At 56.2% G+C, this 18,864-nt stretch carries 21 protein-coding genes; 7 read left to right on the forward strand and 14 right to left on the reverse strand.

What is annotated here, in order from left to right:
* Window positions 1-130: 130 nt before the first annotated feature.
* From IBT54_RS11320 to IBT54_RS11330, 3 genes are read left to right on the forward strand one after another with little or no spacing between them, the layout of a single operon-like run.
* Entirely contained in the window at window positions 131-610 is a 480-nt protein-coding gene (locus tag IBT54_RS11320) for a hypothetical protein (protein ID WP_236263108.1), read from the forward strand.
* A complete protein-coding gene (locus IBT54_RS11325; RefSeq protein ID WP_013359326.1) occupies window positions 607-1,032 on the forward strand; it encodes a hypothetical protein in 426 nt (141 codons plus the stop codon). The genes IBT54_RS11320 and IBT54_RS11325 overlap by 4 nt, the downstream gene beginning before the upstream one ends.
* Window positions 1,029-1,346 carry a DUF805 domain-containing protein gene (locus IBT54_RS11330; RefSeq protein ID WP_081463855.1) on the forward strand — a complete coding sequence of 106 codons (318 nt, stop codon included), beginning with the start codon at window positions 1,029-1,031 and terminating at the stop codon, window positions 1,344-1,346. Before IBT54_RS11325 ends, IBT54_RS11330 begins: the two co-directional genes overlap by 4 nt.
* 24 nt (window positions 1,347-1,370) lie before the next feature.
* Here IBT54_RS11330 and gntU read toward each other — a convergent pair whose 3' ends face one another.
* The 4 genes from gntU to IBT54_RS11350 form a co-directional block, all read right to left on the reverse strand.
* Complete coding sequence (gene gntU / locus IBT54_RS11335; protein ID WP_013359328.1) at window positions 1,371-2,711, reverse strand: gluconate transporter; 1,341 nt, start codon at window positions 2,709-2,711, stop codon at window positions 1,371-1,373.
* Between the two features lie 2 nt (window positions 2,712-2,713).
* Window positions 2,714-3,250 carry a gluconokinase gene (gene gntK, locus IBT54_RS11340; protein WP_033784195.1) on the reverse strand — a complete coding sequence of 179 codons (537 nt, stop codon included), beginning with the start codon at window positions 3,248-3,250 and terminating at the stop codon, window positions 2,714-2,716.
* A gap of 140 nt (window positions 3,251-3,390) precedes the next feature.
* Entirely contained in the window at window positions 3,391-4,386 is a 996-nt protein-coding gene (gene gntR / locus IBT54_RS11345) for a gluconate operon transcriptional repressor GntR (protein ID WP_013359330.1), read from the reverse strand.
* A gap of 102 nt (window positions 4,387-4,488) precedes the next feature.
* Window positions 4,489-5,184 (reverse strand): pirin family protein, encoded by a 696-nt coding sequence (locus tag IBT54_RS11350; RefSeq protein ID WP_013359331.1) that lies wholly within the window; start codon window positions 5,182-5,184, stop codon window positions 4,489-4,491.
* Between the two features lie 348 nt (window positions 5,185-5,532).
* Here IBT54_RS11350 and IBT54_RS11355 point away from each other — a divergent pair, with 348 nt between their 5' ends.
* The 3 genes from IBT54_RS11355 to IBT54_RS11365 all read left to right on the forward strand — a co-directional run bounded on the left by IBT54_RS11355 (window position 5,533) and on the right by IBT54_RS11365 (window position 7,350).
* The gene (locus IBT54_RS11355) at window positions 5,533-6,027 is read left to right on the forward strand and encodes a GNAT family N-acetyltransferase (protein WP_013359332.1); all 495 of its coding nucleotides are present in this window, start codon (window positions 5,533-5,535) and stop codon (window positions 6,025-6,027) included.
* A gap of 451 nt (window positions 6,028-6,478) precedes the next feature.
* Entirely contained in the window at window positions 6,479-7,171 is a 693-nt protein-coding gene (locus IBT54_RS11360) for a hypothetical protein (RefSeq protein WP_013359333.1), read from the forward strand.
* Window positions 7,168-7,350 carry a hypothetical protein gene (locus IBT54_RS11365; RefSeq protein WP_041457131.1) on the forward strand — a complete coding sequence of 61 codons (183 nt, stop codon included), beginning with the start codon at window positions 7,168-7,170 and terminating at the stop codon, window positions 7,348-7,350. Before IBT54_RS11360 ends, IBT54_RS11365 begins: the two co-directional genes overlap by 4 nt.
* 123 nt (window positions 7,351-7,473) lie before the next feature.
* Here the strand turns inward: IBT54_RS11365 and ggt are convergent, their stop codons facing one another.
* Window positions 7,474-9,225, reverse strand: a complete 1,752-nt coding sequence (ggt, locus tag IBT54_RS11370) for a gamma-glutamyltransferase (RefSeq protein WP_147789606.1) — start codon at window positions 9,223-9,225, stop codon at window positions 7,474-7,476.
* Between the two features lie 208 nt (window positions 9,226-9,433).
* Here ggt and IBT54_RS11375 point away from each other — a divergent pair, with 208 nt between their 5' ends.
* Window positions 9,434-9,721, forward strand: coding sequence for a DUF2756 domain-containing protein (locus IBT54_RS11375; protein ID WP_013359335.1), 288 nt, complete (start codon window positions 9,434-9,436; stop codon window positions 9,719-9,721).
* Here IBT54_RS11375 and ugpQ read toward each other — a convergent pair.
* The 9 genes from ugpQ to livH form a co-directional block, all read right to left on the reverse strand.
* Window positions 9,718-10,461, reverse strand: coding sequence for a glycerophosphodiester phosphodiesterase (gene ugpQ / locus IBT54_RS11380; protein WP_201252174.1), 744 nt, complete (start codon window positions 10,459-10,461; stop codon window positions 9,718-9,720). The genes IBT54_RS11375 and ugpQ overlap by 4 nt on opposite strands.
* Complete coding sequence (locus IBT54_RS11385) at window positions 10,458-11,531, reverse strand: sn-glycerol-3-phosphate import ATP-binding protein UgpC (protein ID WP_201252175.1); 1,074 nt, start codon at window positions 11,529-11,531, stop codon at window positions 10,458-10,460. The genes ugpQ and IBT54_RS11385 overlap by 4 nt, the downstream gene beginning before the upstream one ends.
* A 1-nt stretch (window position 11,532) precedes the next feature.
* The gene (ugpE, locus tag IBT54_RS11390; RefSeq protein WP_013359338.1) at window positions 11,533-12,378 is read right to left on the reverse strand and encodes a sn-glycerol-3-phosphate ABC transporter permease UgpE; all 846 of its coding nucleotides are present in this window, start codon (window positions 12,376-12,378) and stop codon (window positions 11,533-11,535) included.
* The gene (gene ugpA, locus IBT54_RS11395; RefSeq protein ID WP_013359339.1) at window positions 12,375-13,262 is read right to left on the reverse strand and encodes a sn-glycerol-3-phosphate ABC transporter permease UgpA; all 888 of its coding nucleotides are present in this window, start codon (window positions 13,260-13,262) and stop codon (window positions 12,375-12,377) included. The genes ugpE and ugpA overlap by 4 nt, the downstream gene beginning before the upstream one ends.
* Before the next feature lie 53 nt (window positions 13,263-13,315).
* Entirely contained in the window at window positions 13,316-14,632 is a 1,317-nt protein-coding gene (gene ugpB, locus IBT54_RS11400; RefSeq protein ID WP_095706566.1) for a sn-glycerol-3-phosphate ABC transporter substrate-binding protein UgpB, read from the reverse strand.
* 435 nt (window positions 14,633-15,067) lie between these two features.
* Window positions 15,068-15,781, reverse strand: a complete 714-nt coding sequence (livF, locus tag IBT54_RS11405) for a high-affinity branched-chain amino acid ABC transporter ATP-binding protein LivF (protein WP_013359341.1) — start codon at window positions 15,779-15,781, stop codon at window positions 15,068-15,070.
* A gap of 1 nt (window position 15,782) precedes the next feature.
* Complete coding sequence (gene livG / locus IBT54_RS11410; protein WP_013359342.1) at window positions 15,783-16,550, reverse strand: high-affinity branched-chain amino acid ABC transporter ATP-binding protein LivG; 768 nt, start codon at window positions 16,548-16,550, stop codon at window positions 15,783-15,785.
* A complete protein-coding gene (locus tag IBT54_RS11415; RefSeq protein ID WP_033734298.1) occupies window positions 16,547-17,818 on the reverse strand; it encodes a high-affinity branched-chain amino acid ABC transporter permease LivM in 1,272 nt (423 codons plus the stop codon). Before IBT54_RS11415 ends, livG begins: the two co-directional genes overlap by 4 nt.
* Complete coding sequence (gene livH / locus IBT54_RS11420) at window positions 17,815-18,741, reverse strand: high-affinity branched-chain amino acid ABC transporter permease LivH (protein ID WP_009087789.1); 927 nt, start codon at window positions 18,739-18,741, stop codon at window positions 17,815-17,817. The genes IBT54_RS11415 and livH overlap by 4 nt, the downstream gene beginning before the upstream one ends.
* Window positions 18,742-18,864: the final 123 nt, after the last annotated feature.

The following is an 18,864-nucleotide window of genomic DNA, read 5'->3' on the forward strand; positions in this document are numbered from 1 at the left end:
TATAATGCTGTAAAAAAAGGAGGTTTCTATGGCGGGCAGTATCGAAAATTATGCCGGGACAGGCGTCTTTATTATCGTTGAGCGGCTTTACAGCAGGGATGGGCCGAACTGGCACGGTGTTGGCGCCTCCATGATGCAGATTCACAAAATGGTTTACCAACTTTATCATAAACAAGATGTTTATCTGGAAGGCGAGAAGATCGAACCCGACAGCGCGACGGTTTGGCAGCGTTTAAAAATCCTGTTTGGCGCGGATTTAGTGCAGAAAAATGCAGCCGATAACAAGATCTGCTTTTCCCTCGACTACGCAGGTTCCCGCTTTGTCACTACGCCTTTATCAGGTATCGACTCAAAAAGAATCCCGGATTTTTTGACCAGAGAATATACCCTGCCTGGCCGCAACGTGCTGGCGTTTGGCAGCGATCCTTTTCCGCATGTTGGCCTTTATGGCCGTTCAGATGCCCGCTTTGTGATGGCGGAGGGCGGTAAAGGTGACCCGACCGCCGCCGCGAAATACGATGCAAAAAGTAAACAGCTGGTGATGGTGGACCCCGGAAAAGAGCTGCCGCAGCTGATGCAGCGTTTGAAAACCTGGAGGGAAATGCAATGAGATTGTTATTACCCTTTTTTTTCGGCGCGCTCTATCTGATTACAGGTTACTTCTCCCTTCAGGAAGTCCTGCAGTATGCCAACAGCGGGCATTCAGGGGTGATCACAGATATGCGCAGTTATCTGGTTGCCCCGCTACTCTGCGCGCTGTTCTGGCTGCTGGTTTATCTGGTAGCCTGGTGGGGTTTCAGAAAAATTGCCTTCCTGTCCGTAGCTAAAGAAACAGCCTTTCAGGCGCTATTCTTTCTGGCAAATATCTTCTGTTTAGCTGGCTTAACCGTATTATCCGTCTCGGGACAGAAAGCGGCGTTGAATGACGTGCAACTGATGCAGGTTGACGTTACTGATTTTGCCTGGGTTTACTTACTTGCCGCCGCCATTACGCTGGTTAGTTTTGCGCTGATAAGAAGAAAATGGGCATGAACAGGCTGCTGCAGATTATCAAAAGCTGTCTGCTGCGCACGTTTAACTATCAAGGGCGTGAAGGAAGGACGAGCTATTTTATTTTCCTGCTGTTCCAACTGGTCTGGTTCTGCAGTTATCTGCAATGGTTAACCGGGCCAGAGCATGAAATAGGCTTAACCGCGCTGCTGCTGTTTATTTTGCCTGTTTTTTCCTGCGGAGTGAGGAGAATAAATGACGCAGGCTATTCACGCGGCGTCATTGTCCTTTTGGTGGTAGCGCCTTATTTGCTGTTCCCTTTTTTACTCTTCCCCCGCTCGCGGGAAAAAACCTGACGGGCAGATAGCCCGTCAGGTTGGTCAGGAAAGCAGTTCGAACGCAATCATCCCGACGATCGCGCCCACGGTGCCGAGAATGGTCTCCATCAGCGTCCAGGTCTTCAGCGTTTCCGCTTCGCTGGCCCCGGTGAAGCGGCCAAACAGCCAGAAACCGGCATCGTTTACATGACTGATGATGATAGAGCCACCGCCGATACAGATCGACAGTGCCGCCAGTTGCGCACCGCTGTAATGCAGCGGTTCAATCACCGGCATGATTAAGCCCACGGTGGTCAGACAGGCGACCGTCGCCGACCCCTGAATCACCCGCACCGCGCCCGACAGAATAAAGCAGGCCAGCGCAATCGGCAGACCCGCGCCGGTCAGCGCATTGCCCAGCACCGGCCCTACGCCTGAATCCACCAGCACCTGCTTGAATACGCCACCCGCACCAATCACCAGCAGGATAATCCCGGCCGGTTGCAGCGCGCTGCCGCACACCTGCATCACCCGCTCTTTATCCATACCCTGACGGTAAGCCAGGCCATAAATCGCCACCAGCAGCGCCAGCAGAATGGCAGTGAAAGGATGGCCGATAAATTCCAGCCACTCGTACAGCGTGGTGCCTTCGGTCGTGAAGCGTGCGCCGATGGTTTTCAGGCCGACCAGCACCAGCGGGAACAGGATCAGTGAGAGGCTGAAGCCAAACGACGGCAGCTTGCTCTCATCGACATCCGGCTGATGATCTTCCGGCGGTGCGCTGAAGGTAACGTGATTGCCGATGAAGTTGCCAAACAGCGGCCCGGCAATCAGCATGCCCGGGATCGCCGCGCAAAGACCCAGCAATATCATCCAGCCGAAGTCCGCGTGCATCTGTGAAGCCAGCAGCATTGGAGCCGGTCCGGGCAGCAGGAACGCCGCCGCCGCGGCCACACCGGCAAACAGCGGGATCACCAGCTTCACGAGATTGCCGCCGGTACGCCGCGCCACCGCAAACGCGATGCTGATTAACAGCACCACCGCCACCTCAAAGAAAAGCGGCAGCGCGCAGATCAGACCGGCAATGCCCATCGCATAATGGGCGCGGCTCTGACCAAAGGTTTTCAGCATCCGGATAGCGATCTGATCCACGGCGCCGGTTTCATGCAGGATTTTGCCGAACATCGCGCCCAGCGCGACCACAATGGCAAGGAAGCCGAGCGTGCCGCCCATCCCCTTCTGCATGGTTTCCGCGATTTTGTTCAGTGGCATGCCGGAGAAGAGTCCGGCACCGATGGAGACTAACATCAGCGCGACAAAGGCGTGCATACGGGCCTTCATCACCAGAAAAAGCAGCAGCAGGACGGAGCCTGCTGCGGTCAAAACGAGTGTTGCGGTATTCATCTCTAATCCTGGCTGATAGCGTCCTGGATAGTCGCAACCGTAGCCGCCACCACCTCGTCCAGTGAATGCGCGATATCCACGACCAGGACATCCGGCTCATCACTGCCCGGCTCTTCCAGCGTGGCAAACTGGGTGACCAGCATCTGCGGCTTGAAGAAGTGGCCTTTACGCGCCTTCAGGCGGGCTTCGATGGTGTCGAAATCGCCTTTCAGGTAAACGAAACGCAGGTTATCGTTGCCCTGACGAAGAATGTCGCGATAACTTTTTTTCAGAGCTGAGCAGACAATGATGGAGATCGCCTGGGTGCGCTGCATGGCAAACGCGGCATCATTCAGCGCCTGTAACCACGGCTGGCGATCGCTGTCATCCAGCGGATGACCATCGGCCATCTTCAGGATGTTGGCGCGCGGGTGGAGAAAATCACCGTCAAGAAAAGCGGTATTCAGCTGGTGAGAGACCTGGTTGGCGACAGCAGATTTTCCGCTGCCTGAAACGCCCATCAGGATAAAAACGTGATGCGACGGGGATTGCGTTGTCATTTTTCTGCTCCGGCAGGTGAGAATTTGCCAATGTTACCGATAACAATGTCGTTTCTCATTCTCCTGGCCGGTTAACAGCCTGGCAACCTTTTTACCAGGAAAAGCATGAAAGTGTGAGCTGACTCATAAAAACATCACAATCAGATGCTGCCACCTTCACTGATCTCAAAACCGATATCCCGTAGCGGATCATCACTGCTCTCACCGGCAATACGCGCCAGCAACATTGCCGCCGCTTCACGGCCCATTCGGTCGCGCGGCGTCAGCACTGTCGCCAGCTGTGGTGTGACGACCTGACTGATATCATGGCCGTGAAAACCCGCTATCGCCATCTGAGTGGGTACCTGCAATCCCTGGCGCTGACACTCAAACATCGCGCCGACCGCCAGATCATCATTGGTACAGAACAGGCTATCCGTTTCAGGATAGAGACGTTGTGCTTCACGCAGCAGATCGCCACCGGCGCTGAATGATGAGGCATCCTCCATCATCACGCTGTGCGGCGTCAGACCCGCTTCGCGCATGGCGATTTCATAACCGCGCTGCTTTTGCAGCGTGCGTTCATCAAGGCGTGCGCCAAGATAGACAGTGTGACGATGGCCTTTGCTGAGGATCGCCTGTGTCATCTGCCGGGCCGCTTCGACGTTATCAAAGCCGACAGCCATATCCAGGCAGGGTGTAACGCTGTCCATCACCTCAATCACCGGAATACCGGCCACTTCCAGCATACGCAGCGTGCCTGGCGTATGGGTGCGTTCGGTGAGGATAACGCCATCGATGTTCCAGCCCAGCAGCGAGCGCAGTTGCAGCTCCTCTTTTTGCGGGTTGTAACCAAAGTGGGCGACCAGCGTCTGATAGTTGGCTTCGTCAGTGACGGCTTCAATGCCGCGCAATACGTCAGCAAAAACCTGGTTGGTGAGCGACGGCAGCAGCACACCGATGGCACGGCTGGTCGCGTTAGAAAGCATATCGGGGGCGCGATTGGGGATATAACCCAGCTCATCCAGTGCCACTGCAATCTTGTCCCGCAGGGCAACAGAGACCTGCTCAGGATTACGCAGGTAACGGCTGACGGTCATTTTAGTAATGCCGACGCGATCGGCAACGTCCTGTAATACCGGTCTTTTCTTCTTCATCGTAGCGCCTGGGATCGCCCTGAAAGCTAAAGTACGATGAGTCTATCACTTTTCTGTCACAAAATTCCTAACCGGGCGCGACGAGGCGCGCCCGTTATCTGCTTAGACAGGTGGCAGATCAAACAGCAGGACTTCGGCCGCCGAGCTGGCTTCAATCGTCAGCGCGCTTTCGTCCCAGATCGCCAGGGCGTCGCTGGTGGTGACCGCGTTGCCGTTAACGGTAACATCACCTTTCACGACCTGAATCCAGATACGACGTCCCGCATCAATCGCAACGTTATCCTGCTCACCGGCAGCCAGTACCCAGCGCGACAAGGTCATGTCCTGATAAACTTTCAGCGACCCTTCACGGGCATCCGGGCTTAACACCAGCTGGCGTCCCTGCACATCCGGGAAGCGGCGCTGATCGTAGCGTGGCTCAATACCGGTACGCTCAGGAATGATCCAGATCTGATAGAGGTGCAGCGGTTCGCTTTCGCTGGCGTTGTACTCAGAGTGACGCACACCGGTGCCGGCACTCATGATCTGGAACTCCCCTGCCGGGATCTGCTCTTTGTTGCCCATGCTGTCCTGATGCTCAACCGTACCGGAAAGCACGTAGGTCAGGATTTCCATATCTTTATGCGGATGGGTGCCAAATCCCTGACCGCCATCGATCACATCTTCATTGATGACCCGCAGCGCGGAGAAACCCATGAAGTTCGCATCGTGATAGCTGGCGAAAGAGAAGGTGTGCCAGCTATCCAGCCAGCCATGGTTTGCGTGACCGCGTTCTTCAGCTTTGCGTACATAGATCATGTTCAAATCTCCTCAATGTTTTTTATAGTGTGTCCCTGAGGCGGTTTGATTGATAGCTGAAAAACTTCACTCCTCTGTTCAAATTCATTGAATGATCGTGCAGGAGTGGCTGAAAAGCATTGAAGGAGAGCAGGCAAAAAAAAGCCAGCATCTAAGCTGGCGAAATAATACTGGAAGCAATGTGAGCAATGTCGTGCTTTTCCAGGCTGTCGGGCGACCTCCCGGAAACGCATGGCAATAATAATCATTATCATTCGCGTCTGTAAAGTCATTTTCACTTTTTTTAGCTTGATTAATGATCTGAATACCTTGATGTTTAAAAGGTTTTTATGGGAGAAAGGAGCGATCATGAGTGAAATAGTTGTCCGCCACGTCATGCCAGAAGATGCAGCCGCGCTGCACAGGATTTACAGTCAGCCAGATACCCAGGCCAGCACGCTGCATCTGCCTCACTCATCGCTACAGATGTGGCAGACCCGACTCGCTTCGCCACAGCCTCATTCACATCTGCTGGTGGCCTGCATCGACAAAGAGGTTGTTGGCCAGTGCGCATTGCATGTGGAGGAGCGCCCCAGACGCCGTCACGTCGCCTCTTTGGGGATGGGCGTGGATGAACGCTACCGGCAGCGAGGCGTCGGCACTGCACTCATGCGAGAAATGGTCTCGTTGTGCGACAACTGGCTACAGGTGAGCCGGATGGAGCTGACGGTGTTCGTCGATAATGGCCCGGCTATCGCCCTGTATCAGCGTTTCGGTTTTGAGATTGAGGGAACGGCCAGAGGTTTCGCCATACGGCACGGTGAACTCATCGACGCGCATTATATGGCGCGGGTTAAAGCCTGACGTGTGGAAGCAGAAAGGGCACCGAAGTGCCCTTCAGATTAATGACAAATTCAAAGTACGGTGAATCGGGTAGCAACGTATTAGCCTGACGCGCAGGGAATACGGTCAGAAGAGGAAAGCGTCCCGCCGCCCGGAAAACAACGCCCGGAGCGTTTTTGAACAATGCAATGCGTTGACCTCACTACGCCTGGCACGCCCGTCATGCGATGTTTGTGAGGATTACGCTGCACTGATCACCAGCTATGGCTTACGTCTTGCAAAATGTTTTTGATAAGCTGGAAATTATTTCGGATGCAGGTGATGCGCAGTCGCGCTGATTTATATACCGGCATAAAGTGCTTTGCTCAGAGTTCTGGAACGATCAGTAGTACTGAAATTTGAGGGCACTGCAGACCTGGCTGCAGATTACAAAAAAACGGAACCGGGGTAGTGAGAGAGAGGATGATTATTTATGACTGACAATCATACAGTTATTACAAAAATGCAGGCTGACAGTCTGCTGGGAGTACGCCTTGATAAGGCACTGGCCGGCGTAAAAGATGCCGTTCTGGATCAGGCCCGGCATGTAAACATGGGTGTCACACGTCTGGCTTTTTACAGCTCATGTTTTACCGACAATTACCAGGACGTATGTGCAGCACAGAAAAGTGAAGACGTGCGTTTTATGGAAGCACTGGTTCAGTTGGTAAAGCGCCATGATGTCATCAAAAGAATGTTTCAGATCTACGTTGAGCACCTTCTGAGTACCCGCTCCTCTGAAAGCACACGCAGAATTCAGCAGGCTCTGATAAAAAAAGGGGCGACTATCGCGTCATCCTCGCTGACCAATCAGGGACTTAGTTCTGCTATCGCCGCCGCTCTGGGTTTTAGCTTCGGGATGAAAATATCCGTAGATACCAAACTTGCCAAAATCTCTGCTGTATCAGTCACTCTTGCAAGCTATTACGGCTATGTTCAGGAAGCGGCAGAGGCTGCACACAGGCTCTTACAGCTCAGCCCTATTTATTACAGCGCGCTTTACGCTGAAAAGTTAGAAATGCTTTATTTCATCATTGAGCCGGTAATCAATCAGAATGTACATCTGATTTCTACTTTGTCTTCAGAGGACGAAATCGCCAACGCCATCATGCGAGTTCTTAGATGAATAATTATTTTATCAAATGGCTGCACCGGCAGCTCCGCTATTTCGCGGCCACCCTAATCCCGGCAGCGCTTATTATCGGATTCGGCATGCTGGCCGTCACCTTCTGGCCAGCCTTTGCATGGAGCTCAACAGCCGTCTTTGCCGTTCTGGTTATAGGCCTGACTTTCTGGCTCGTTTAAAGAATTGCACATCACCCACTGTATGCTCATTAGCGGCATACAGGGGGTGATGCTTTTGCGTCTTTCCGATCTGACCGTGTTCCCTGAGCAGGCTAAATCCAGCCGCCACTTTATTCTCAGATATCAGTAACCCGCACTCAAATCATCAATGCTGCGCGGATCGGAAGCACCATACAGCATGCCATCCGGCCCAATCATGATGCTCTGCGTACTGCCCATCGACGGCAGCACTTTCACATGCTGGCCTTTAGCTTCCAGCAGACGCAATGTATCAGGGCTGAAGCCCTTCTCCACCCGCAGCTGATCCGGCAGCCACTGATGATGGAAGCGTGGTGCGTTGGTGGCTTCCGCCACGTTCATCCCGAAATCAATGCTGTTCACCACCATCTGCAACACCGTGGTGATAATGCGGCTGCCGCCCGGACTGCCGGTCACCAGCCAGGTTTTGCCGCCTTTAGCGACGATGGTCGGCGACATTGATGACAACGGACGTTTCGCCGGCTGCACCGCATTCGCTTCCCCGCCCACCAGCCCGTAGACATTGGGCGTGCCCGGCTTGGCGGAGAAGTCATCCATCTCATTATTCATCAGGATGCCACTCTTGCCCGCCACAATTCCGCTGCCGAAATAGGTGTTCAGCGTGTAGGTGACCGCAACGGCATTGCCCTGCTTATCCACCACCGAGAAATGGGTGGTCTGGTTACTTTCGTAAGGTTCGAGCTTGCCCGGTTTGATCTCACTGGAAGGCCGCGCCTTTGCCACGTCAATCTGCTGCGCCAGCGTTTTAGCATAGGCTTTACTGGTCAGCGCCTGCCAGGGCACCTTCACGAAATCGGGGTCGCCGAGATATTCCGAGCGGTCCGCGTAGGCATATTTTTCCGCTTCCGCCATCACTTGCATGGCGTCAGCGCTGCCAAAGCCCATCTTCGCCAGATCGAAGTTCTCCAGGATATTGAGAATCTGCACGATGTGGATACCACCGGATGAGGGCGGTGGCATTGAGAAGACTTCATAACCGCGGTAGGTACCACTGATGGGCTGACGCTCGACCGCCCGATAGGCCGCCAGGTCAGCTTTGCTGATCAGCCCGCCGTGCTGCGCCATCTCGCCGGCGATCTCATCCGCGATTTCACCTTTGTAAAAGGCATCCGGCCCCTGGCGGGCAATCAGTTGCAGACTGTGCGCGAGATTCTTCTGCACCAGCCGATCGCCCTTCTGCCACGGCGTGCCGTCCGGTTTGTAGAAGATCGCTTTGCTGTTGGGATGGGTAATCAGCACCTCTTTGCCGTAGGTCTTCAGGTCATCCGCCAGCGCATCGTTGACTGGAATACCGTCACGCGCCAGTCTGATAGCCGGTGCCAGCAGAGTGCTCAGCGGCAGAGTGCCATATTTCTGCGCAGCCAGCGCCAGTCCAGCGACGGTGCCCGGCGTGCCGGAGGCGAGATGAGAAGTCAGCGACAGCTTACTGTCGGCGTTGCCCTGCTTATCCAGGAACATGTCGCGCGACGCATGGCCCGGCGCCATTTCACGGAAATCGATAGCAGTAGCGCGACCAGAGGCGGTGCGCAGCAGCATAAAGCCGCCTCCGCCCAGGTTGCCCGCCTGCGGATGGGTCACGGCCAGCGCAAAGCCCACGGCGACCGCGGCATCCACCGCATTCCCGCCCTGACGCAGAATTTCCACGCCCACCTGAGTTGCCAGCGCATCCACCGACGCCACCATGCCGTGCTGCGCTTTTACCGGGTGAAAAGTATCACTGTCCACACCGTAGGAGACCGGCGGAGCCTGAGTGGGCGCGGCGTTCGCGCCTGCCACCACGGTAAAACTCATCACCAGCGACCAGCTAAGCTGACGCACTGTCTGCTGCATTTTCATCCTGCCACCATCCCATGTTGTTATTTACATTTTTTTATCATTTCTGCAAGTGCCTACAAATACAGCAAAATAACCGGGGTTAAGTCAAATCAGGAATACATCTGAAAGTAAGGTCTGTGATATCGCGTAAACTTATGGGTGCGACCCTGATATCGGTGTGCGCCGTTGTGCACCCAAAAAACCTGTCGCGATAAAGGAAGGAGGAAAGATGAAAAAGTGGATGATTGTTTTAGCCGCCCTGCTGCCTTTCGCCAGTCAGGCGAACACGCTGAACAGCACCAACGATCCGAATAAACCGGGTTATAACCCGAGTCAGCAGCGGATGCAGTCGCAGATGCAGAGCCAGCAACAGCAGCAACAGCTGAAGCTGCGCCAGGATCAGCAGCGTCAGACGCAGGACATGCAGCGTAAAATGCAGGAGCAGCGCAACAGCGCCCAGCAGCGGGTGATTACCACGCAGCCGGGCCAGCAGAACCAGAATCCGAATCAGAACTAATGAAAATCGGGGCCAATGATGTCGATGCTGTCAGTACAGATGGCATCGACGCCCCACTTCAGCAATTCCCGCGCCCGGTCCGGGCTGTTCACGGTATACACCAGAATCTTCAGTCCGCCTGCTTTCAGTTCGGTGACCCGCTCAGCGGTCAGGACCTTGTGATTGAGATGAATGGAGACGCACGCCAGCGCGCTCGTTTTCTCCTGCCACTCGGGATCCCAGCTGTGCGACAGCAGGCCACGCGGCAACTGCGGCTCGACCTGCATCGCCGCTTCCAGCGCCTCAAAAGAGAACGACGAGAGCAGCGGTGCGGTCTGATCCTGCCACAGAACCGCGGCAGCCTGCGCCACGGCGCGTCCGGTTTCAGCGTCGCTGCCGGTGGTCGGTTTGATCTCGATGTTCGCCATCATCTGATGCTGACGACAGCGTGCCGCTACTTCGTCCAGCCGCGCCAGCTTTTCGCCGGTAAATGCGTTGCCAAACCAGCTGCCCGCATCAAGCTGCGACAGCTTCTCCCACGGCAGCTGACCTGCCACGCCCCAGCCGTTGCTGGTGCGATCCAGCGTGTCGTCATGCAGCAGGAAGATCTGCGTATCCATTGATAATTTGGCATCAAACTCAATCATTTGATGACCATACTTTGCGCCGACATCAATTGCCGCCAGGGTGTTTTCCGGTGCCAGTTTACCGCCACCGCGATGGGCAACGATGCGGGGATAGGGCCAGTGTTGTGTGCTCATTCCAGACGCTTTCCATGGGTTGAATCGAAGAAGTGTAACGCATCTGACGGCAGATGCAGCCACAGCGTACTGCCTGGCTGCGGCCGTTCGCTGTGGGCTAAGCGTACCACCAGTGGCGTGTCCCCGATGCGACCATGTGCCAGATTATCGGCGCCCAGCATCTCCAGCGTATCGAAGCGTAGCGGTACGCCGCCCTGCTCACGGCTGCTTTGCCGGATATGCTCTGGCCGGATACCCAGCACCACCGGCTGGTTAGCCCATTTCGGTTTACTGTCACTGAGCGGCAGTGCGTGCGAGGCATCGAGATTAAAGCGCGAACCATCGCTGCTGATCTGCCCTTTCAGCAGATTCATCGCGGGCGCGCCGATAAACGAGGCGACAAACTGGCTGGCGGGACGTTCATACACATCGACCGGCGTGCCGATCTGCTCGACGACACCTTTATTCATCACCATCACCCGCTGCGCCAGGGTCATCGCCTCAACCTGATCGTGCGTCACATAGAGGCTGGTGGTCTGTAAGCGGCGATGCAGCTGCTGCAGCTCCAGCCGCATCTGCACCCGCAGGCGGGCGTCGAGATTAGACAGCGGCTCATCGAACAGAAACACCGCCGGTTCACGCACGATGGCGCGCCCCATCGCCACGCGCTGGCGCTGTCCGCCCGAAAGCTCGCGAGGCCGGCGCATCAGCAGGTGATCCAGCTCCAGACTGCGCGCCGCGTCGAGCACCCGCTGGCGGATCTGCTCTTTGCCCATCCCACGGATTTTCAGGCCATAGGCCATATTCTCCTCCACCGACATATGGGGATAGAGCGCGTAGTTCTGGAACACCATCGCAATGCCGCGATCTTTCGGCTCTTCCTGAGTGACACGCCGGTTGTCGATATAGATATCGCCGGAGGTAACGCGCTCCAGTCCGGCCACCATGCGCAGCAGGGTCGACTTCCCGCAGCCGGATGGCCCGACCATCACCATAAACTCGCCGTCATTGATGGTGACGTTCAGCGGCTGAATGATCTGATTTTTGCCATCGTAGGATTTGGTTACTGCCTGAAGGGTTACGCCTGCCATCTTATTTCTCACTCTCAACCAGACCGCGCACAAAGGCACGCTGCATGACTAACACCACCGCCAGCGGTGGGATCAGGGTTAATAACATTGCCGCCATCACTTCGTTCCACTGGGTTGGCGATCCGCTGGAGGAGATCATGCTTTTGATCCCCGCCACCGCGGTGCCGAGGCTGGCGTCATTGATGATCAGCAGCGGCCAGAGATACTGGTTCCAGCCGTAGATAAAGGTGATCACGAACAGCGCCGCCAGATTGGTTTTCGACAGCGGCAGAACAATGTCGATGAAGAAGCGCATCGCACTGGCACCGTCGATGCGCGCCGCTTCCACCAGTTCATCCGGCAGTGACATAAAGAACTGACGAAACAGAAAAGTGGCGGTCGCTGAGGCCATCAGCGGCAGGGTTAAGCCGCTGTAGCTGTCGAGCAGATTAAGGTCGGCAATCACCTGCACCGTGGGGAAGATACGCACCTCAACCGGCAGCATCAGCGTGATGAAGATCAGCCAGAAAAAGAGCGTGCGTAGCGGAAAGCGAAACCAGACCAGGGCAAACGCCGACAGCATCGACACCGTGATTTTGCCGAAGGTAATGCCCAGCGCCATGATCATGCTGTTGAGCAACATCAGGCCAAACGCCGGTCCGCTGCCGTTAACGCCGTGCGTCCAGATGCGCGAGATGTTCTCCCACAGATGCGTGCCCGGTACCAGCGTCATCGGCACCTGATAGACCGCCTCGTTATCCAGCGTCGCCGCCACAAAGGCAACATAGAGCGGAAACAGGATGGTAAGCACGCCCAGCACCAGTACGATGTGGCTGAAGAGATCCAGTCCGCGTCGATTCTCAATCATTGGTATTGCACCTTACGTTCAACAAAGCGGAACTGGAGCACCGTCAGCCCGATGACCAGCAGCATCAGCACCACCGACTGCGCCGCGGATGAGGAGAGATCCAGACCGGTAAATCCTTCGCGATAGATTTTATAGATCAGCGTGGTGGTCGCCTGCACCGGCCCGCCGCCGGTTGCGGCATCGATCACCGGGAAGGTATCGAAGAAGGCGTAGATCAGGTTCACCACCAGCAGAAAGAAGCTGACCGGCGTAATCAGCGGCAGAGAAAGGTTGAAGAAGCGACGCACCGGCCCGGCACCGTCGATGGCGGCGGCTTCCACCAGCGATTTGGGGATTGATTGCAGTGCGGCGAAGAAGAACAGGAAGTTGTAGCTCATCTGCTGCCAGATCGACGCCAGCACAATCAGGAACATCGCCTGACCGCTGTTCTGCGCATAGTTCCAGTTGTAGCCGATGTGGTTCAGCAGATAGCTGAACAGGCCCAGACCGGGGTTAAACAGAAACATCCAGAGCACCGCGGCCACCACCGGGGCAACGGCGTAGGGCAGCAGCAGCAGGGTCTGATAGAGGCGGCGCAGTCGCACCACATAATCCACCAGCGCCGCCAGCAGCAGCGAAAACACCATGCCGAAGACCGTGACCATGCTGCTGAATTTGATGGTGGTCCAGAACGAATCCAGATAGTAGGGATCGGCAAACAGGCGTCTGAAGTTTTCCAGCCCAACAAAGCTGCTGGAGATGCCAAAGGGATCGAGACTTTGCAGCGAGTACCACAGCGCTTCACCGGCAGGCCAGAGAAAGAAGATGGCGGTAATCAGCAGTTGCGGCAGCACCAGAAGATAAGGCAACAGGCTGGTGCGAAAGACCGGACGGGATGAAGACATGGCGTACCTGACGTCAGAAAAGAGGGGCCAGCCTGGGCTGGCCAGGGGAGAGATTACTTCATTTGCTGCTGGAAGCGGCGCAGCAGCTCGTTGCCGCGTTTCACTGCGTTATCCAGCGCGCTTTGCGGTGACTGTTTACCGGTCCAGACGCTTTCCAGCTCCTCGTCGATCACGGTACGAATCTGCGGCATGTTGCCCAGACGCATCCCTTTGGTGAACGGCAGTGGCGGCTTGTTCATCATCTGGCGGGTGGCGATATCTGCACCCGGATTTTTGTCGTAAAAGCCCTGCTGTTTCGTCAGCTCGTAGGCGGCGGTGGTAATCGGCAGATAGCCGGTTTTCTGATGCCATTCCGCAGCGATTTCCGGTTTCGCCAGGAACTGCATAAACTCAGCCACGCCTTTGTAGGTTGCCGCATCTTTGCCTTTCATCACCCACAGGCTCGCACCACCAATCAGGGCGTTCTGCGGCGCATTCGGTACGGTGTCGTCATACGGCATCATGCCGACGCCGAAGTTGAATTTAGCGTAATGACGGATATCGGCCAGCGAACCGGATGAAGCGGTGGTGATACCGCAGTCGCCGTTGTAGAACTTGGCAGTGGACTCATCTTTGCGGCCAAAGTAGGTGAAGTCCCCTTTCTTATTCATCGCTTCCAGCAGGTCGATATGACGAACCTGCACCGGCTTGTTGAACTCCAGCACCGCGTCGAGGCCGTCAAATCCGTTGTTCTCCGTCGCTACCGGCAGAGCATGCCAGGCACTGAAGTTTTCGATCTGGATCCAGCCCTGCCAGCCGCTGGCGTAGCCACAGCTCATGCCTGCTTTGCGCAGTGCCGCGGCATCGGTCGCCAGCTCCTGCCAGGTTTTCGGTGGCTGATCCGGGTTCAGACCCGCTTTTTTGAAGGCGTCCTTGTTGTAGTAGAGCACCGGCGTCGAGCTGTTAAACGGCTGAGAGATCAGCTGACCTTTGCTGTCGCTGTAGTAGCCCGCCACCGTGGGTACGAACTGTTTTTCATCAAAGGGGATGCCGGCATCTTTGAAAACCTGATGCACTGGCACAATCGCCTTAGAGGCCATCATGGTCGCCGTACCGACTTCATAGACCTGCAGCACCGCAGGCGCTTTACCGCTGCGCACGGCCGCAATCCCTGCCGCCAGACTCTGCTCGTAGTTACCTTTGTAGGTCGGAACAATTTTGTAATCGGGATGCGTCTCGTTAAAACGCTGTGCCAGCGAATCCACTTCTTTGCCTAACTCGCCTTCCATAGAGTGCCAGAAGGGGATCTCAGTGGCGGCCATGGCATGGCTGCTGAGCGTCAGACCGAGCAGCACGCTCATCAGGCTACGACGAAAGGTAACGACGGACATAGAATTTTCCTGTGCAGGTAAATACGCGTGAAATCACGGATTTCTGGTTCGCGAAGTAACATGACACGGGGAAATGACGGATTAATAACAGGCAGATGACAGCGGGGTGACAGGCTTTATTGAGGAAAAGAGGACGCTGGCAGCACGGCGGCAAAACGCCCACGCTGCCAGTTTTTAGTTACATAAATTGCAGAGCAATTGGAAGCTGAAAAGGCATGACTGAGGTTTTAAACCACGCCCACAAGGCCATCCTCAGCTCCCCCAAATCGATGCTCAAGGCCGTCGGCGGCACATTCCGCATCACTTTCAAAGGCCGTCGGCGGCGCAGCCAGGTTGCGGGCGGACAGCGCGCAGCCACCGGAGCGTACACGTAGTACGTGAGGATGGCGAGCACTGCCCAACCGGAACCTGGCAAGTAAGCCAGGCCGTGCCCCATCAGGCACCTAAGTAAGCGCTGCGGACGGCTTCGTTGGAGAGAAGAGCTGCACCGCTATCTTCGAGCACGACATGCCCGTTCTCCAGCACATAGCCCCGATCCGCCAGCTTCAGCGCCTGATTCGCATTCTGCTCCACCAGGAAAATCGTCATCCCTTCGCTGCGCAACTGCTCAATGGTGTCGAAGATCTGCTGAATAATGATCGGTGCCAGTCCCAGCGACGGCTCATCCAGCAGCAGCAGGCGCGGCTGGCTCATCAGCGCACGGCCAATCGCCAGCATCTGCTGTTCGCCGCCTGACATCGTTCCGGCGCGCTGGATTTTACGCTCCTCCAGCCGCGGGAAGAGTTCATACACGCGCTTAATCCGCGTCAGATACTCCGGGCGGCTGGCAAAAAAGCCGCCCATCGCCAGGTTCTCTTCCACCGTCATGCGCGAAAACACCCGCCGTCCCTCTGGCACGATGGCGATTGCTTCACGCATAATGCGCGCCGTTTGCCAGTCGGTAATCGCTTTGCCATCAAAGGTGATAGTGCCCTGGGTCGCGCGGGGTTCGCCGCACAGCGTGCCCAGCAGCGTGGTTTTTCCGGCTCCGTTAGCGCCAATCAGGGTGACAATTTCGCCCTGATTGATATAGAGGCTGACGTTGTGCAGCGCCTGAATTTTGCCGTAGTGAGCGCTGACGTTCTCAATGGTTAACATCGCATTTGCCATCTCAGGCCTCTCCTAAATAGGCACGAATGACATCCGGATTATTACGAATCTCCTCCGGCGTTCCGTTAGCCAGCGGCGTTCCCTGATTAACCACGTAAATACGGTCAGAAATACCCATCACCAGCTTCATATCATGTTCAATCAACAGCACCGACACCTTGTGTTCGCCACGCAGCTCCGCAATCAGCGCGTCCAGCTCATGGGTCTCTTTCGGGTTAAGACCCGCTGCCGGTTCATCCAGCATCAGGATCTCCGGGCGCGTCACCATGCAGCGCGCAATCTCCAGCCGACGCTGCTGACCATAGGCCAGATTACCCGCCTGACGGTTTGCCAGATCCAGCAGACCCACCCGCTCCAGCCAGGTCGCCGCACGATCCAGCGCCTCGCTCTCACTGCGGCGAAACGCCGGGGTTTTCAGCAGGCCGGAAAATACGCCGCTTTTCAGATGCTGATGCTGCGCGACCAGCAGGTTCTCAATCACCGTCATCTCACGGAACAGGCGCACATGCTGGAAAGTGCGCACGATGCCCATCCGCGCAATCTTCTGGCCCGGCAGCCCTTCCAGATGCTGCTCACGCAATTTGATCGTGCCGCCGGTGGGCTTGTAAAAGCCGGTCAGGCAGTTGAACACGGTGGTTTTACCGGCACCGTTGGGGCCAATCAGTGAAACGATCTCCTGCGGACGCAGCTCCAGTGCCACATTGTTCACGGCTAACAGACCGCCGAAGCGCATCATCAGGCCTTCAACGGCTAATAAAGGCTGAATCATGCCTGTTCTCCTTTTTTAGCGGCTCTGAGCTTCAGATGCGGACGCTTCATCGGTAATAATCCCTGCGGACGCCAGATCATCATCAACACCATCAGGCCACCCAGCACCAGCATGCTGTACTCATTAAGATCGCGCATCAGCTCGCGTGACACCACCAGCAGAATGGCGGCCAGAATCACCGCAAACTGCGAGCCCATCCCACCCAGTACCACAATCGCCAGCACAAAGGCGGACTCGACAAAGGTAAAGGACTCCGGACTGACAAAGCCCTGACGCGCCGCGAACAGACTACCGGCAAAGCCCGCAAATGCGGCACTGATGGTAAAGGCGGTCAGCTTGATGCGGGTCGGACTCAGGCCCAGTGAACGGCAGGCAATCTCATCCTCGCGCAGCGCTTCCCAGGCCCGGCCCAGCGGCATCCGCAGCAGCCGGTTGATCACAAAAAGCGTCAGTACTACCAGCAGCAGCGCCACCAGGTAGAGAAAGATGATGCGGTCGCTGGGATCGTACTTCAGCCCAAAGAAGTTGTGGAAAGTATCCCAGCCGCCTTCACGCGGCGTACGGCCAAACTCCAGACCAAACAGCGTCGGTTTCGGGATCTGGCTGATGCCATTTGGCCCGCCGGTCAGGGCGGTATTGTTCAGCAGCAGAATACGTACGATCTCACCGAAGCCCAGCGTCACAATCGCCAGATAGTCGCCGCGCAGTCGCAGTACCGGGAAGCCCAGCAGCAGGCCAAACAGCGCCGCAACCATGCCAGAGAGCGGCAGGCACTGCCAGAAGCCAAGACCGTAATAGTGGTTCAGCAGCGCAAAAGTATAAGCGCCGATGGCGTAGAAGCCGCCATAACCCAGTACCAGCAGGCCAGAGAGGCCGACGACGACGTTTAAGCCCAGACCCAGCATCACGTAGATCAGCGTCATGGTAGCGATATCGACGGTGCCGCGTGACACCAGGAATGGCCAGGCAATCGCGGCGATAATCAGCACCGCCATCACCAGCTTCTGCTTCGGCGTCGAGCCATCCAGACCAGGCAACACCAGCGCCGGACCAGAGATTTTCTTCAGGCCGCTTTGCCAGATCGGACGCAGCAGCTGGAACAGAAACACCACCGCACAGCCTGCGGCGATCCAGTTCCAGCGCACGCTACCGGCGTTCTGCACCACCAGATTCGTGCCGTCCAGATTCAGGCGCAGTCCCATAAAGAAGGTGGCCAGCACCAGCAGCATCAGGGAGGAGATCAGGGCGTTGATAAAAGAGGTCTTCATACTTTTTCGACCTCCGGACGACCCAGAATCCCGGTCGGCATCACCAGCAGGACCACAATCAGCAGGGCAAACGAAACCACATCTTTATATTCCGTGCTGAGATACGCAGAAGTCAGCGCTTCAGCAATCCCCAGCACCAGGCCGCCAATCATGGCACCCGGAATACTGCCAATCCCACCCAGCACGGCAGCGGTGAAGGCTTTCATGCCCGCCATAAAGCCGATGAAGGGGTTGATCGAACCGTAAAACTGGCCCAGTAATACGCCCGCGACTGCCGCCATCGCGGCACCGATCACAAAGGTCAGCGAGATCACGCGGTCGGTGTTAATCCCCAGCAGGCTGGCCATTTTCAGGTCTTCTGCGCAGGCGCGACAGGCGCGGCCCATGCGGGAGTAACGGATAAAGGTGGTCAGCGCCAGCATCGCCAGGAAGGTCACCACCCAGATCACAATCTGCATGGTAGAGATGGTCGCGGCAAAACCGTTGCTCTCGCCTACCGTCCACTGTCCGGTGATCAGGCTCGGCAGCGCCAGGTCGCGTGAACCCTGGGTCAGGCTGACGTAGTTTTGCAGGAATATCGACATCCCGATGGCGGAGATCAGCGCAATCAGGCGCTTGGATGAACGCACAGGCCGGTAGGCGACGCGCTCAATGCTCCAGCCGTAAGCGCTGGAGATAATGACGGCCATCACAAAGCCAGCTGCAATCATCAGCCAGGTGGTGTCGATGCCCATCATCATCAGGGCGGCAATCACGATAAAGGAGACATAGCTACCGATCATGTAAACCTCGCCGTGGGCGAAGTTAATCATGCCGATAATGCCGTAAACCATGGTGTAACCGATGGCGATCAGCGCGTAGGTGCTTCCCAGGGTCACACCATTAAACATCTGCTGAATAAAATAGAGGAACTGCTCGGACATACCTTGACCCTTACTTAACCGATCGCAGGCGATCGGGGTACAAAAAACGCCTGGCAAACGGGCACCAGGCGTTCGTGTCGCTGGTCAGGAGAAACCGGTTATCCGGCTTCCCGCTCACCACAA

Source organism: Pantoea sp. S62 (genome assembly GCF_016658625.1).
Lineage (GTDB): Bacteria > Pseudomonadota > Gammaproteobacteria > Enterobacterales > Enterobacteriaceae > Pantoea > Pantoea vagans.

Coding starts and splice junctions, on each gene's coding strand:
- ugpB (WP_095706566.1), bottom strand. CDS start 14,632: ATGTCCGTCGTTACCTTTCGTCGTAGCCTGATGAGCGTGCTGCTCGGT.
- gntK (WP_033784195.1), bottom strand. CDS start 3,250: ATGACAACGCAATCCCCGTCGCATCACGTTTTTATCCTGATGGGCGTT.
- livF (WP_013359341.1), bottom strand. CDS start 15,781: ATGGCAAATGCGATGTTAACCATTGAGAACGTCAGCGCTCACTACGGC.
- gntU (WP_013359328.1), bottom strand. CDS start 2,711: ATGAATACCGCAACACTCGTTTTGACCGCAGCAGGCTCCGTCCTGCTG.
- gntR (WP_013359330.1), bottom strand. CDS start 4,386: ATGAAGAAGAAAAGACCGGTATTACAGGACGTTGCCGATCGCGTCGGC.
- IBT54_RS11375 (WP_013359335.1), top strand. CDS start 9,434: ATGAAAAAGTGGATGATTGTTTTAGCCGCCCTGCTGCCTTTCGCCAGT.
- IBT54_RS11350 (WP_013359331.1), bottom strand. CDS start 5,184: ATGATCTATGTACGCAAAGCTGAAGAACGCGGTCACGCAAACCATGGC.
- livG (WP_013359342.1), bottom strand. CDS start 16,550: ATGATTCAGCCTTTATTAGCCGTTGAAGGCCTGATGATGCGCTTCGGC.
- ggt (WP_147789606.1), bottom strand. CDS start 9,225: ATGAAAATGCAGCAGACAGTGCGTCAGCTTAGCTGGTCGCTGGTGATG.
- ugpA (WP_013359339.1), bottom strand. CDS start 13,262: ATGTCTTCATCCCGTCCGGTCTTTCGCACCAGCCTGTTGCCTTATCTT.
- IBT54_RS11330 (WP_081463855.1), top strand. CDS start 1,029: ATGAACAGGCTGCTGCAGATTATCAAAAGCTGTCTGCTGCGCACGTTT.
- IBT54_RS11320 (WP_236263108.1), top strand. CDS start 131: ATGATGCAGATTCACAAAATGGTTTACCAACTTTATCATAAACAAGAT.
- IBT54_RS11415 (WP_033734298.1), bottom strand. CDS start 17,818: ATGAAGACCTCTTTTATCAACGCCCTGATCTCCTCCCTGATGCTGCTG.
- livH (WP_009087789.1), bottom strand. CDS start 18,741: ATGTCCGAGCAGTTCCTCTATTTTATTCAGCAGATGTTTAATGGTGTG.
- IBT54_RS11325 (WP_013359326.1), top strand. CDS start 607: ATGAGATTGTTATTACCCTTTTTTTTCGGCGCGCTCTATCTGATTACA.
- IBT54_RS11360 (WP_013359333.1), top strand. CDS start 6,479: ATGACTGACAATCATACAGTTATTACAAAAATGCAGGCTGACAGTCTG.
- IBT54_RS11385 (WP_201252175.1), bottom strand. CDS start 11,531: ATGGCAGGCGTAACCCTTCAGGCAGTAACCAAATCCTACGATGGCAAA.
- IBT54_RS11365 (WP_041457131.1), top strand. CDS start 7,168: ATGAATAATTATTTTATCAAATGGCTGCACCGGCAGCTCCGCTATTTC.
- ugpQ (WP_201252174.1), bottom strand. CDS start 10,461: ATGAGCACACAACACTGGCCCTATCCCCGCATCGTTGCCCATCGCGGT.
- IBT54_RS11355 (WP_013359332.1), top strand. CDS start 5,533: ATGAGTGAAATAGTTGTCCGCCACGTCATGCCAGAAGATGCAGCCGCG.
- ugpE (WP_013359338.1), bottom strand. CDS start 12,378: ATGATTGAGAATCGACGCGGACTGGATCTCTTCAGCCACATCGTACTG.